The following is a 12,553-nucleotide window of genomic DNA, read 5'->3' on the forward strand; positions in this document are numbered from 1 at the left end:
GCACCGGCCGTTGGCCCGGGAGGGCCCGGGCCGTCCTGGAGAGCCCGGAAGCCGTCCGGCGGGCTACTCGGCGGCCAGGTACATCCCGCTCGCGTCCCGTCCGGCCGTGTTGCGGCACGCGTAGTCACCGCTCGGCCGCGCGTACATCAGGGTCAGGCACTGCCCGAGCGCCTGCTGCCCGTAGTAGTTGGGGTGCATCGACTCCTGGACGGTGCCCTGCGAGCTGCTCAGGCCGCCGTCGACGAACCGGGCCCACTCGCTGGTGGTGGCCGAGGGCGCGGAGGTCGAGGTGGCCTGGCGGGTCGCCGTGGAGCAGACCTCGCGGCCCTGCAGCATGTCGGAGAGGTCCATGAACTGGACGCCCTTGGCGGCGGCCACCTTGCCCAGTTCGCGGGAGATCTGCGGCACCAGCGAGTCCCGGGCCCAGTCGGCGTCGCCGTCCCAGAACGGGCAGCCGCCGGTGTTGGAGCGGGTCCAGCCGCTCTCCGAGTAGCGCATCTCCGCGCTGCGCGGGATCGGCGAGGGGTAGGACTGCAGCACGATCCGGTAGTCGCCGGCCCGGTAGCCGGCGCCGGTCATCACCGTCCGGATCTCGTCCAGCGCCTTGCCGACTCCGGCCATCGCCTCCGGCATCCGGGAGTCGATCTCCGCCTGCTGGTCGTCGTGGCAGTAGGAGTACCAGACCAGGTAGTCCTTCACGCAGGTCTCGATGACGTCGGAGAAGCCGAGGTCGTTGCCGCCGATCGAGAGCGTGATCACCTTGACGTTGTACTGGGCCGCCACGGCGGCGAGCTGGTCGGCCTGCGGGACCTCGCCCTTGAACGACTGGCCGCCGTTGCTGGCGCGGTAGACGTTGGCTGCGACCGCGCCGGAGCAGGCCAGGTTGATCTGGGCCTGCGCGACGGTCGGGGCACTGCGCACCTCGGCGACGTCCGAGCGGTCGCACCCGCTCGCGTACGTGCTGCCGTAGATCCGCGCCGGGTCGTAGCCGCTGCCCGTCCAGGACCGGTCGGTACCGGCCCGACTCCCGCTGGTGGCAATGGAGTTGCCCTTCCAGCGGCCGGCCTCGCCGGAGATGTAGCTGTCGCCCAGGGTGACGCCGGCGGTCGTTCCCGTCCCGGCGGTGGCGTGGGCCGGGGCGGCGGCGCCGACCACCAGGCCGACGGCGCTCAGCGGGAGGGCGAGGACGGCGGCGACCAGTCGCCGGGTGAAGCGGGTGGTTCTGCGGGTGATGCTCGAACTTCTTTCGGGCACGGCGGAACTCCTGCTGTCGGTCCCACCCGCGTGTGGGGACGGGGGAGACGCGTAGGTGAGGGTGGGCCGCCGGCCGGTGGCGCGATGAAGATGACATGCCCGCGGTTGTTACCGCTAGGTATCTGCAGCAGGTTTCTCGTTGTGTTACCGGGCGGTTCAGATCAGTCGCGAGACGGCACCGTCCGTTCCCAGGACGGCCGCCAGATCGTCGGCCAGCCGCCGGGCATCCGCGGGGTCGAGCTCGGAGACGGTGAGCCGCATCCCAGGCGGTGACTGCAGCCGGTAGCGCGCCCCGGGCGCCGCCACCCAGCCGCGCTGCACCAGCGCGGAGAGCGCCGTGGTCTCGTCCGGCACCGGCACCCACACGTTCAGCCCGCTCGCGCCGTGCGCCTCGATCCCGCGCGCGGCCAGCTCGCCCAGCAGGGCGTCCCGCCGCTCCCGGTAGGCCGCCGCCACCCGCGCGGCCGGCGCCGCATCGGTGCGCCACAGCTCCGCGACGGTCCGCTGCAGCAGGTGGCTGACCCAGCCCGCGCCGAGCCGCTGCCGCCCGAGCACCCGGCCCACCGTGTCCGGGTCGCCGACCGCGACCGACAGCCGCAGGTCCGGCCCATACGCCTTGGCCGCCGAGCGCACCACCGCCCAGCGCACCGGCCCGGCGCCGACCAGCGGGTGGTACGGCTGGTCGACGATGCCGTGGCCGTGGTCGTCCTCGATCAGCAGCACGTCTGGGTGGCCGGCCAGGACGGCGCGCAGCTCCTGCGCGCGCTCGGCGGTGAGGGCGGCGCCGGTCGGGTTCTGCGCCCGGCTGGTGACGACGACCGCGCGGACACCGCGGGCCAGCACCTCGTCGAGCGACTCGGGCAGCGGCCCCGCGTCGTCCAGGCGCACCGGCACCGCACGAAGACCGAGGGCCGGCAGCAGGTCGAGCAGACTCCCCCAGCCCGGGTCCTCCACCGCGACGGCGTCGCCGGGGCGCAGCCAGGCGAGCAGGATCCGCTCGATGGTGTCGAGCGAGCCGGAGGCGACGGCGATCGGAGCGTCCGGCAGACCGTCGGACCGGAAGCCCTCCGCGGCCAGGGCGAGCAGCCCGGGGTCGGCGGACGGGTGCCCGTAGCGCACCGGGTCGCGGCGGGCGGCCTCGGCGGCGACCGCGAGGGCCGGGGCGAGGTCGGGCAGCTGACCGAGGTCGGGGTTGCCGTGGGAGAGGTCGCGGGCGTGCGGCGGGACGGGCAGCCGGATCTGGTCGCGCGGGGTGTGGGCGGGCCGGGAACGGATCCGGCTGCCCTTGCGGCCGGCGGTCTCGATCACGCCCCGGTCGCGGAGCAGGCGGTAGGCGGCGGCCACGGTGTTGGGGTTGACCCCGAGTTCGGCGGCGAGGTCGCGCAGCGGGGGCAGTGCAGTGCCCGGCGCGAGCCGTCCGCTGCTGACGCCCTGCTCGACGTCGGCCGCGATATCGCTGGCGCGCCGCCCCTTGATCGGATAGTCTCCTAGCACAAAAGAGATTATGCACTAGTACATAGAGGTTGTCATGTCAGACGGCGCTGCGTCCTACGCCCGCACCCCGCGGACCACCCCCACCCGGTACAAGGAGCGTGCGACCTGGGAGCAGGACGCCATCCACGCCGTCCTGGACAGCACCTGGCTCTGTCACCTCGGCTTCATGGCCGACGGCGCCCCGGTCGTGCTGCCGACCATCTACGCGCGGGTCGGCGACCGCCTCTACATCCACGGCTCCACCGGCAGCCGCCCGATGCGCGGCGCCAAGGGCGAGCAGGGCCTGGCGGTCTGCGTCACCGTCACGCTCGTCGACGGCCTGGTGCTGACCAAGTCCGCGTTCAACCACTCGGTCAACTTCCGCTCGGTGGTCGCCCACGGCACGGCCCACCAGGTCACCGACCCCGAGGAGCTCTCGGTCGCGCTGGACGCGCTGGTGGACCAGGCCGTCCCCGGCCGCTCCGCCGAGGTCCGCCCGGCCAACGCCAAGGAGCTCGCCGCCACCGCCGTCGTCCGCCTGGTCCTCGACGAGGTGTCCGCCAAGACCCGGGACGACGGCGCCGACGACGACGAGGCCGACCTCGACCTCCCGTACTGGGCCGGCGTGGTGCCGGTGTCCACCGTGCTGGGCACGCCCGCACCGCACACCTCGACCACCGTCCCGCTCCCCGCGCACCTGCGCGCCCTCCTCGGCTGACAGGCGCCCGCGATGCTGATCCGCTCCTGGGACCGCGGCGACGAGGCCGAGTGGCGGGCGTGGCTCGCCGAGGGCCGCGACTTCGGCCTGCTCGCCGCCAACGGCCCGCCCGGCGAGGGTCCGGTACTGGTCCCGACGCACTTCCTGCTGGACGCCGGGCGCGGCGAGATCCTGCTCCACCTCGCCGCGCCCAACCCGCTGCTCGCCGCGGTCCGCGCCGACCCGGCGGTCACCCTCGCCGTCACCGACGACTACGCGTTCGCGCCCGGGCACTGGCGCGGCGAACCCGGCACCCCGACCAGCTTCTACGCCTCGGTGCACTTCCACTGCACCGCCGAGCCGGTCGAGGACGCGGCCGGCAAGGCGGAGATCCTCAACCGCCAGCTGGCGCACTTCCAGCCGGAGACCCCGGACGTCCGCGTCGTCCCCGGTGAGGGCCCGCTCGGCCGGCAGCTGCCGGGCCTGTGCGGACTGCGGCTGACGGTCCGCGAGGTGCGCGCCAAGTTCAAGTACGACGACAAGAAGCCCGCCGACGAGCAGTACGCCCTCGCGCAGCGCCTGGCCGAACGCGGGCAGGGCCTGGACGCCGCCGTCCGCGGCCAGGTGCTCCGCCGCAGCGCCCGGCGCGCGGGGCGCACTTCCGGGGGTGCGGCCGAGCGGCGCCCCTGACACACGCTCACCCGAACGGCCGGAAATCGGGCGGATCCGGGCCGACGCTGATCGAATGTGAGACGAATCCTGCCCACTCGGCCGCGCCGACGGGGCCCGTCCACTCGGGGAGCGTCCGTGTCGACAACCCGAAGTCACCCGGTCTCCGGCGAGGCGCACCTCGGGCACGTGGTGTTCATCTCCGCGGCCGCCGCGATGGGCGGCTTCCTGTTCGGCTACGACAGCGCGGTGATCAACGGCGCGGTGACGGGCATCCAGAAGCACTTCGGCGTCGGCAACGGCGAGACGGCCTTCGTGGTGGCGATCGCGCTGCTCGGCTCGGCGGCCGGCGCGGTGGCCGCCGGCCGGCTCGCCGACCACCTCGGCCGGGTCCGGACGATGCTGCTGGCCGCCACCCTCTTCGCGATCAGCGGGATCGGCTCGATGTTCCCGCCCACCGTCCAAGTGCTGGCGCTGTGGCGGGTGGTGGGCGGTGTCGCGATCGGCATCGCCTCCGTCATCGCCCCGACCTACATCGCCGAGGTCGCGCCCACCGCCTACCGGGGGCGGCTCGCCTCGTTCCAGCAGATGGCGATCGTGCTCGGCATCACCGTCTCCCAGCTCGCCAACTGGGCGCTCAACCAGGCCGCCGGCGGCGAGTCCACCGGCCACCTCGGCGGCATCCAGGCCTGGCAGTGGATGCTCGGCGTCGAGACCGTGCCCGCCGTGGTCTACGGGCTGATGGCGCTGGCCATCCCGGAGTCCCCGCGCTACCTGATCGCCGACCACCGCGAGGCCCAGGCCCGCAAGGTGCTGCTGGAGGTGGAGGGCGAGGGGGTCGACCTCGACGCTCGGGTGGCCGAGATCCGCGCGGTGCTGGAGTCCGCCCACAAGCCCCGCGCCCGGGACCTCCTGGGCGGGCGCTTCGGCCTGCTGCCGATCGTCTGGGTCGGCATCGGCGCCTCGGTGTTCCAGCAGTTCGTCGGCATCAACGTGATCTTCTACTACTCGTCCTTCCTCTGGCAGTCCGTCGGCATCAACGAGTCCAACTCGCTGCTGATCAGCCTCTCCACCTCGATCGTCAACGTGATCGGCACGGTGGTCGCGATGGTGCTGGTGGACCGGATCGGCCGCAAGCCGCTGGCGCTGGCCGGCTCGGCCGGCATGGCGGTGTCCCTCGCCACGGCGGCCTGGGCCTTCTCCTACCGGGTGGGCACCGGCGACACCGCCACCCTGGACGACACGTACGCCACCGTCGCGCTGGTCGCGGCGCACGTCTTCGTGTTCTGCTTCGCGTTCTCCTGGGGCGTGGTGGTCTGGGTGCTGCTCGGCGAGATGTTCCCCAACCGGATCCGGGCGCTCGCACTGTCCGTCGCGGCCTCGGCCCAGTGGATCGCCAACTGGGCGATCACCGTCAGCTTCCCCGACCTCGCCGACTGGAACCTGTCGGCGACGTACGTCATCTACACGTTCTTCGCACTGCTCTCCATCCCCTTCGTGGCCTTCTGCATCAAGGAGACCAAGGGCCGGGCCCTGGAGGAGATGGGCTGATCCACCCACCGGCCGCCGGCCCCCCCGGCCGGACCGCCGGTCCACCGACCGGCCCACCCGCTGCGCCCCGCCGACCACGCCGCCGCGCGCGGCCCGTCCCACCGAGAGGAAGCCATGCCTGACCAGGGCGGCTCCCGGCAGAACGTCACCTTCCCGAGCAACGGCCGCGAGGCCCACGGCTACTTGGCCCGCCCGCCGCAGGGCGTCGGCCCCGGCCTGGTGGTCGTGCAGGAGTGGTGGGGGCTCACCTCGCACGTCGCCTCGATGGCCGACCGCTTCGCCGCCGAGGGCTTCACCGTCCTCGCGCCCGACCTCTTCGGCGGCGCCACCACCCATGACAGCGCCGAGGCCGCCCGGCTCAAGCGCGAGCTGCCGGTCGAGCGGGCGGTGGTGGACCTGCGCGGCGCGGTGGACTTCCTGCTCGGGCTGGACGGCGTGGTGGGCGACGCGGTCGGCGTGGTCGGCTTCTGCATGGGCGGCGGCTTCGCCCTGCTGCTGGCCGCCGCCGAGGGCGACCGGGTGGCCGCGGTGGTCCCGTTCTACGGGCTGCCGCCCGACCCGGACTTCGACTACCGGGGCCTCACCGCCCACGTCCTCGGCCACTTCGGCGAGCACGACCGCTCGATCCGGATGGCCGCTGTCGACGAGGCCGCGATCCGGATCGGCGAGGCCACCGACGTCCGGCCGGAGGTCCACTTCTACCCGGCCGGGCACGCCTTCATGAACGACGAGAACCTGCTCGGCACCTACGACGCGCTACAGGCCGGGATCGCCTGGCAGCGCACCCTCAGCTTCCTCTGGGGCCACCTCGGCTGACCCCGCCGAACCGGCCCGACCGGCCATCCCCGACTCCCGCCCGAGCGCCGCCGCGCTGCCACGCTGCAGGGGGCCCGCCACCTCACCACCGGATCGTCCGGTTATCGGATGGACACGGAGCACCCGCCCCGGCATAGTCACGGGGTGCAGAGCCCACCCCCGCCCCCGCACGCCCCCCGGTTCGCCTGGGCCGGCCGCAACTTCCGCATCCAGACCGCCGCCACCGTGATCAGCGGGCTCGGCAACGCGGGCGCCCCCATCGCCACCGCGTTCGCCGTCCTGGAGGGCGGCGGTTCCACCGCCGACGTCGGCTACGTCACGGCCGCCCGGCTGCTGCCCACCGTGCTGCTGCTGGTGCTCGGCGGCGCCCTCGCCGACCGGCTGCCGCGCCACCACATCATGGTCGCCGCCAACCTGTTCAGCGCCGTCGCCCAGGCGGCCCTCGCCGCCCTCGTCCTCACCGGTGAGGCCGAGCTCTGGCAGCTGCTGCTGCTCTCCGCCGCCGGCGGCGCCGGCTACGCCTTCTACTCCCCCGCCGCCGGCGGCATGATCCTGGAGAGCGTCGCCCCTGAGCACGCCGCACGTGCCTTCTCGGTCTTCCGGATGGGCCTCAACGGCGCCCAGATCGGCGGCGCCGCGCTCGGCGGCGCACTGACCGCCGCGATCGGCCCCGGCTGGGTGCTCGCCGTGGACGCCGGCTGCTTCCTGGTCGCCGCCGCCCTGCGCTTCTTCCTGGAGACCCAGCCGCTCACCGCCGCCCGGGGCGGCGGCATGCTGCGCGACCTGCGCGACGGCTGGCAGGAGTTCGCCTCCCGCCGCTGGCTCTGGGTGATCGTGCTCCAGTTCTCCGTGCTGGTGGCCTGTGTGAGCGCCGTCGAGGCGGTCTACGGGCCGATCGTCGCCAAGCAGCACCTCGGCGGGGCACGGGCCTGGGGGCTGGCGATGGCGGCCTACGGGATCGGCCTGGTCTCCACCGGCCTGCTGATGGTCCGCTGGCATCCGCGCCGGATCCTGCTGGTCGGCAACTGGGGCGTCTTCCTGTTCGGCGTGCCCGCGCTCGCCCTGGCGGTGGCCGCCCCGCTGCCGGTCCTGGCGGCGGCGATGTTTCTCTCCGGCGTCGGGGTCACCGTCTTCGGCGTCAACTGGATGATCGCGCTCCAGCAGGAGATCCCGGCCGAGGCGTTCTCCCGGGTCGCCGCCTACGACGAGCTCGGCTCGCTCTCGCTGGCCCCGCTCGGCACCGCACTGGCGGGACCGGCCGCCGACGCCCTCGGCCTCTCGGGCGCGCTCTGGGCGTGTGCGGCGATCTCCCTGGTGCTCAGCGCCGCCGTGCTGCTGGAGCCGCAGGTCCGCCGGCTCTCCCGGCGCACCCCCGCCGCCCCGGCCGCGCAGTCCGGCGAGGCGGCCGAACCGGTCGCACCCGCCGGCGCCCACCACTGACACTCCGGCGCGACCGGCCATGGCGCCCTCCGGTGGGCAACCGCCGGCGGGCGCCGCTCGTCCGACCAGGTGAACGACGGAGTGATACCTGGGGGGCCCGATGCCGAAGCCACTGCTGTTCCTGGACGTCGACGGCGTGCTCAATCCGGTCTGTCCCGACCCGGACGGCGACTTCGACACCCACACCCTGCTCGGCTACACCGTCCTGCTCTCCGCCCGGCACGGCGAGTGGCTGCGCGAACTCGCCGCGAGCTACGAGCTGGTCTGGGCCACCACCTGGGAGGAGGAGGCCAACACCCACATCGCCCCGGCGATCGGCCTGCCCGCGCTCCCGGTGGTCCGCTTCACCGGCTACGTCCCGCAGCCCGGCGACCCGCGGTTACGACTGATGGAGCTGTTCTCCGCCCGCAAGTGGGCCCCGCTGCTGCGCTACGCGGGCGGCCGCCCGTTCGCCTGGGTCGACGACGTGATCCCGCCCCGCCTGGTCCGCGGCTCGCTGTTCCGCCGAGACCGCCTGCTGCTCCCGATCGACCCCGGCCAGGGCCTGGAGCGCCGGCACGTCGACCGGCTGCTCGCCCGCCCGCCGCGTACCGCCCTCGCCCGGTCGGCGATCAGCCGGTGGGCAGCCAGCTGACGTGCCCGGCCAGCAGGGCGTAGCCGACGAAGGCCACGGTGTCGATCAGCGCGTGCGCCACCACCAGCGGCATCACCCGCCCCCACCGCCGGTACAGCAGGCAGAACACCACGCCCATCACCATGTTGCCGACCAGCCCGCCGACCCCCTGGTACAGGTGGTACGAGCCGCGCAGCACCGAGCTGGCCACCACCGCGGCCGGCCACGACCAGCCCAACTGCCCGAGCCGGCGCAGCAGGTAGCCGAGGACGACGACCTCCTCCAGGATGGCGTTCTGCCAGGCGGAGGCGACCAGCACCGGGATCCGCCACCAGACGTCCGGCAGCCCGGACGGCGCCACCGTCAGGTTGTAGCCGGCCGCCTGCGAGAGCAGGTAGAGCGCCAGCCCGGAGCCGCCGATCGCGGCCGCGACGACGGTGCCGCGGCCCAGGTCGCGCAGCTTCTGGCCGAGGTCGAAGCCGAGCACCTTCAGCGAGGTGCCCTCGCGCACCAGCAGGTAGCCGACCAGGACGACCGGCATCAGCCCGCGGGCGACGTAGTAGAGCTGCCAGGCGAGGTCCAGCCAGGGGCGGCCGGGGGCGCGCGAGGCGTTCAGGGTCGCGACCTGCTGGCCGAGCTTCAGCGTCTCGGTGAGCGAGCCGGTGAAGCTGATCAGCGCGCCGATGCCGCTGGCTCCCAGCGAGAGTCCGAGGACGGTCAGCAGCTCCACTCCGAGCAGCCGGCGCGTCGGCTTCGCGGTCTCCGGTTGTTCGGTCGAGGCGGTGGTCACGGCGTGCTCCAGCGGTCCGGCATCGCTCCGGCCGTCGGCCGACCGCCGGAGCGGTCATCCTTCCACAGGAGGGCGTCGGGGCCGGGTCAAGCGCCCGCGGACAAGGGCCTAGCCGACCGGCCAGGTGTGGACGGGCTCCCCGGCGCGCATGTACTCGACGTACCGGCGGGTCATCGCCGCCAGCGCGGCCGGCCGGTCCATCCCGAACTGCTCGCGCAGCCGGTGGAAGGTGGCGCTCTGCCAGGAGGCTCCGTTGACCCGGCGCAGGCAGCGCTGCTCGATGATGCCGAGGTAGCGGTCCCGGTCCGCCGGCTCCACGCCCCACTCGTCCAGACCCTGGTGGGCCAGCGGGAGCAGCTCGTTCAGCACCAGGTCGACGGCGGGGACGGTGGCCAGGCCGCCGCCGCGCCCGGCCCGGCCGTGCCGCGGCCACTGGAGGACGGCGTCGATGCCGTACCGCGCGGCCTGCCGGAAGTTCTCGTCGGCCCGGTCGAACGGCATCCTGGTCCAGATCGGGCGGGACTGCTCGGCCAGCACCCGGACCAGCCCGTAGTAGAAGGCCGCGTTGGCCAGCGTGTCGGCGACGGTCGGCCCGGCCGGCAGCGCCCGGTTCTCCACCCGCAGGTGCGGCACCCCGCCGCTGACGTCGTACACCGGCCGGTTCCACCGGTAGATGGTGCCGTTGTGCAGCCGCATCTCGGCGAGCCGCGGCACGCCGCCGGAGGCGAGCACCTTGAGCGGGTCCTCGTCGTCGCAGATCGGCAGCAGCGCCGGGAAGTACTTCAGGTTCTCCTCGAACAGGTCGTACGCCGAGTCCACCCAGCGCTCGCCGAACCAGGTGATCGGGCGCACGCCCTGCGCCTTGAGCTCCGCCGAACGGGTGTCACAGGCCTGCTGGAACAGCACCGGCCTGGTCTCCCGCCACAGCTCGCGCCCGAACAGGAACGGCGAGTTGGCGCCCAGAGCCAGCTGCACGCCGCAGATCGCCTGGGCGGCGTTCCAGACCGAGGAGAACCGCTCGGGGGTGACCTGGAGGTGCAGTTGCAGGGAGGTCGCGGCGGCCTCGGCGACCATGGTGATCGACTCCAGCTGGAGGTGCTCGACACCCTCGATGTCCAGCGTGATGTCCTCGCCGCGGGCGGCCAGGATCTGGTCGCTGAGCAGGCTGTAGCGCTGGTTGTGGGACATCGCGTCCAGCCCGGTGTGGTCGTGCTCCAGGGTCGGCAGGATGCCCACCATCACGATCCGCGCCCCGGCCTCGGCGGCCCGCCGGTCGGCGTAGCGCAGCCCGGTGTCGATCTCCTCGCGCAGTTCCTCGAAGACGTGGCCGCAGAGCCGGTGCGGCGCGATGTTGACCTCGATGTTGAACTGGCCCAGTTCGGTCTGGAAGTCGCTGGAGCCGATCGCACTGAGCACCTGGGCGTTGTTCATCACCGGCAGGCCCTGCTCGTCGGCCAGGTTGAGCTCGATCTCCAGGCCCATCACCGCCCGGGGGCGGTCGAAGCGCTCCTCCCGGAGCATCCGTCCGAGTGCGTCGAGACAGGACTGGAGCTTGCGGCGGTAGAGCTGCCGGTCCGACAGGTCCGCCCGCGTCGCCACGACCTTCTCGCCCATGATCCCCTCCTCAGAGCCGCCCGGCCGAGCGACCGTGCAAGCATCATGCCCACCCCGAAGATCGATACCCGATTGCTTCGAACGGCTTGCAAAGCAAGGAAACTGATGGTCTTTCAGCACATCTGCCGACTTGCCCGGCGCCACGGCCTGTGATAAACAGGTCACCCTGCGCACCTGTTCGATAGAATTCGCACTGCGCCCAGGCCGGCCCGCTCCCGCTCCGAAACCCTCGTCGACGGAAGCGTCCGCGCCCGCACCGCGATCATGCACAACCGGACACGGCCAGGTCCCGTCACCGACGCACACCGCGCCCCGCCGGTATGCCGCACTCGCACGCCGATCTCGCACGGAGAGGCGACCCCGCCATGACTCTGCAGACCCCCCAGCCCCCGCCCAGCGCCCTGCGCGCGGTCCTCGCCGCGCTCGACTCGGAGACCGCGCTGCGCCAGCCCGCCGCCGCCGCGCTGCGCCATCCGGCCGGCCCGCTGCTGCCTGCGCATCCGCTCGCGGTCCACGTCCTGGACGGGCCGCGCCCCGAGCTCGCCGCCGCCCGGCGCACGGGCTGGCGCTTCCTGATCAAGGACGGGGCGGAGGTGGCCGCCGCGGCCGAGGTGGTGCAGGGCGTCGAGGGCCACACCTTCTCCCACTTCACCGCCGGCCCGTACCTGGACTCCACGGTGCGGGCGCTGCGCCAGGCCTGGCAGCTCGCCCAGACCTCCCGGGCCCGCCGGCAGCCCCGGCTGCTGACCTTCCCGGGGCAGTACGCGACGGCGCTCTGGCTGCACGGCCCGGACGGCGGGCCGGAGGGGGACCTGCTGATCCCGCTGGCGCCGGCCCCGCTCGGGGTCACCGCGCACCGCGCCTACCCGGCCGCCGACCTGCTCCCGGTCCTGGCCCGGGCGCCGCTCGGCCGCCCGCTGCTGCTCGGCTCCCCCTGAGCCGGCGCCGGGCCGGCCCGGGCGTCCCCCGCCCCGGGCGCCCCGGTCGACACCCCCGCCACCCGTCACCCCCGTCACTCGTGTCGCCCGCCCCACCCGGACGGGCCATCGGGCATGGCCCTCCCGGGCCAGTCGCCGGATGGCCCGTCCGGGCGCGATTTCCGGCCGAAGCCACCTGAACGGGTGATCTATGCCCGCCGGTTGTGGCCCATGTCACCGAATTGCTGCGCGAGCGTCCCGGGATGCCGACACTGGGAACCAGCGTGGAAGGACCACCTGTCCTACCCACTTGAGCGCCGGTCCACACCTGCTCCGGCGCCGGACAGGATCCGACTACCGCGGCGGCTCCCGACGGCCACCTGAGGGCGCCGCATCACGGGGAGGATCGCAGAGCGAAGCGAGGGTACGCGTATGTGCCAGCACCGTCCTGAGTGCCCAACGGCCGAGTCCGAGGACCGCGAGGCCGCCGTGCCGGTGGCCTGCCACCCGGAGCAGGGCTGGAGCCTGCTCTGCAACGGCGTCCTGATGTTCGAGGACACGGGAGAACTGCTGCCCGACGGCCGGGTGATCGCCCCGCGCCGTCCCGTCGCCCACGCGGTCTGACCGCCGTCGGCGGGGGCAGCCGCCACACGTACGGAGCAACGGGCAGGGCCCCGGCGGATCGTTCCGCCGGGGCCCTGCCGTCGTCCGTCCGGGAC

At 73.7% G+C, this 12,553-nt stretch carries 12 protein-coding genes; 8 read left to right on the forward strand and 4 right to left on the reverse strand.

Annotation, left to right across the window (positions count from 1 at the left end; genetic code table 11):
- Window positions 1–63: 63 nt before the first annotated feature.
- Both ACIPSC_RS21135 and ACIPSC_RS21140 read right to left on the reverse strand, forming a co-directional pair.
- A complete protein-coding gene (locus tag ACIPSC_RS21135; protein WP_400827466.1) occupies window positions 64–1,254 on the reverse strand; it encodes a GDSL-type esterase/lipase family protein in 1,191 nt (396 codons plus the stop codon).
- Window positions 1,255–1,410: 156 nt separating this feature from the next.
- Window positions 1,411–2,748, reverse strand: coding sequence for an aminotransferase class I/II-fold pyridoxal phosphate-dependent enzyme (locus tag ACIPSC_RS21140; RefSeq protein WP_400827468.1), 1,338 nt, complete (start codon window positions 2,746–2,748; stop codon window positions 1,411–1,413).
- A 34-nt stretch (window positions 2,749–2,782) separates the two neighbouring features.
- Between ACIPSC_RS21140 and ACIPSC_RS21145 the strand changes: the two genes are divergently transcribed.
- The 6 genes from ACIPSC_RS21145 (at window position 2,783) to ACIPSC_RS21170 (ending at window position 8,534) form a co-directional block, all read left to right on the forward strand.
- On the forward strand, window positions 2,783–3,445 hold the full coding sequence (locus ACIPSC_RS21145; RefSeq protein WP_400827470.1) for a pyridoxamine 5'-phosphate oxidase family protein: 663 nt from the start codon (window positions 2,783–2,785) through the stop codon (window positions 3,443–3,445).
- Between the two features lie 12 nt (window positions 3,446–3,457).
- Window positions 3,458–4,114 carry an FMN-binding negative transcriptional regulator gene (locus ACIPSC_RS21150; RefSeq protein WP_400827472.1) on the forward strand — a complete coding sequence of 219 codons (657 nt, stop codon included), beginning with the start codon at window positions 3,458–3,460 and terminating at the stop codon, window positions 4,112–4,114.
- A gap of 117 nt (window positions 4,115–4,231) precedes the next feature.
- Entirely contained in the window at window positions 4,232–5,644 is a 1,413-nt protein-coding gene (locus ACIPSC_RS21155; protein WP_400827473.1) for a sugar porter family MFS transporter, read from the forward strand.
- 114 nt (window positions 5,645–5,758) lie between these two features.
- Window positions 5,759–6,460 (forward strand): dienelactone hydrolase family protein, encoded by a 702-nt coding sequence (locus tag ACIPSC_RS21160; RefSeq protein WP_400827474.1) that lies wholly within the window; start codon window positions 5,759–5,761, stop codon window positions 6,458–6,460.
- A 144-nt stretch (window positions 6,461–6,604) separates the two neighbouring features.
- Window positions 6,605–7,900: an MFS transporter gene (locus ACIPSC_RS21165; RefSeq protein WP_400827475.1), complete on the forward strand. Its 1,296-nt coding sequence runs from the start codon at window positions 6,605–6,607 to the stop codon at window positions 7,898–7,900.
- Window positions 7,901–8,000: 100 nt separating this feature from the next.
- Window positions 8,001–8,534 carry an HAD domain-containing protein gene (locus ACIPSC_RS21170; protein ID WP_400827476.1) on the forward strand — a complete coding sequence of 178 codons (534 nt, stop codon included), beginning with the start codon at window positions 8,001–8,003 and terminating at the stop codon, window positions 8,532–8,534.
- Here ACIPSC_RS21170 and ACIPSC_RS21175 read toward each other — a convergent pair.
- Both ACIPSC_RS21175 and ACIPSC_RS21180 read right to left on the reverse strand, forming a co-directional pair.
- Window positions 8,512–9,303 carry a CPBP family intramembrane glutamic endopeptidase gene (locus ACIPSC_RS21175; RefSeq protein WP_400827478.1) on the reverse strand — a complete coding sequence of 264 codons (792 nt, stop codon included), beginning with the start codon at window positions 9,301–9,303 and terminating at the stop codon, window positions 8,512–8,514. The genes ACIPSC_RS21170 and ACIPSC_RS21175 overlap by 23 nt on opposite strands.
- A gap of 108 nt (window positions 9,304–9,411) precedes the next feature.
- Window positions 9,412–10,917: a glutamate--cysteine ligase gene (locus ACIPSC_RS21180; RefSeq protein WP_400827480.1), complete on the reverse strand. Its 1,506-nt coding sequence runs from the start codon at window positions 10,915–10,917 to the stop codon at window positions 9,412–9,414.
- 365 nt (window positions 10,918–11,282) lie between these two features.
- On the opposite strand from ACIPSC_RS21180, the gene ACIPSC_RS21185 reads away from it, so the two are divergent.
- Complete coding sequence (locus tag ACIPSC_RS21185) at window positions 11,283–11,855, forward strand: hypothetical protein (protein ID WP_313766697.1); 573 nt, start codon at window positions 11,283–11,285, stop codon at window positions 11,853–11,855.
- 411 nt (window positions 11,856–12,266) lie between these two features.
- Window positions 12,267–12,458 carry a DUF5999 family protein gene (locus tag ACIPSC_RS21190; protein ID WP_238864564.1) on the forward strand — a complete coding sequence of 64 codons (192 nt, stop codon included), beginning with the start codon at window positions 12,267–12,269 and terminating at the stop codon, window positions 12,456–12,458.
- Window positions 12,459–12,553 lie beyond the last annotated feature (95 nt).

Origin of the sequence: Kitasatospora sp. NPDC090091, from assembly GCF_044747365.1 — a bacterium.
Classification (GTDB): Bacteria; Actinomycetota; Actinomycetes; order Streptomycetales; family Streptomycetaceae; genus Kitasatospora.

What these genes read in the sequence shown, in the direction of transcription:
- ACIPSC_RS21170 (WP_400827476.1), top strand. Translation starts at nt 8,001, where the DNA reads ATGCCGAAGCCACTGCTGTTCCTGGACGTCGACGGCGTGCTCAATCCG.
- ACIPSC_RS21190 (WP_238864564.1), top strand. Translation starts at nt 12,267, where the DNA reads ATGTGCCAGCACCGTCCTGAGTGCCCAACGGCCGAGTCCGAGGACCGC.
- ACIPSC_RS21185 (WP_313766697.1), top strand. Translation starts at nt 11,283, where the DNA reads ATGACTCTGCAGACCCCCCAGCCCCCGCCCAGCGCCCTGCGCGCGGTC.
- ACIPSC_RS21150 (WP_400827472.1), top strand. Translation starts at nt 3,458, where the DNA reads ATGCTGATCCGCTCCTGGGACCGCGGCGACGAGGCCGAGTGGCGGGCG.
- ACIPSC_RS21160 (WP_400827474.1), top strand. Translation starts at nt 5,759, where the DNA reads ATGCCTGACCAGGGCGGCTCCCGGCAGAACGTCACCTTCCCGAGCAAC.
- ACIPSC_RS21145 (WP_400827470.1), top strand. Translation starts at nt 2,783, where the DNA reads ATGTCAGACGGCGCTGCGTCCTACGCCCGCACCCCGCGGACCACCCCC.
- ACIPSC_RS21180 (WP_400827480.1), bottom strand. Translation starts at nt 10,917, where the DNA reads ATGGGCGAGAAGGTCGTGGCGACGCGGGCGGACCTGTCGGACCGGCAG.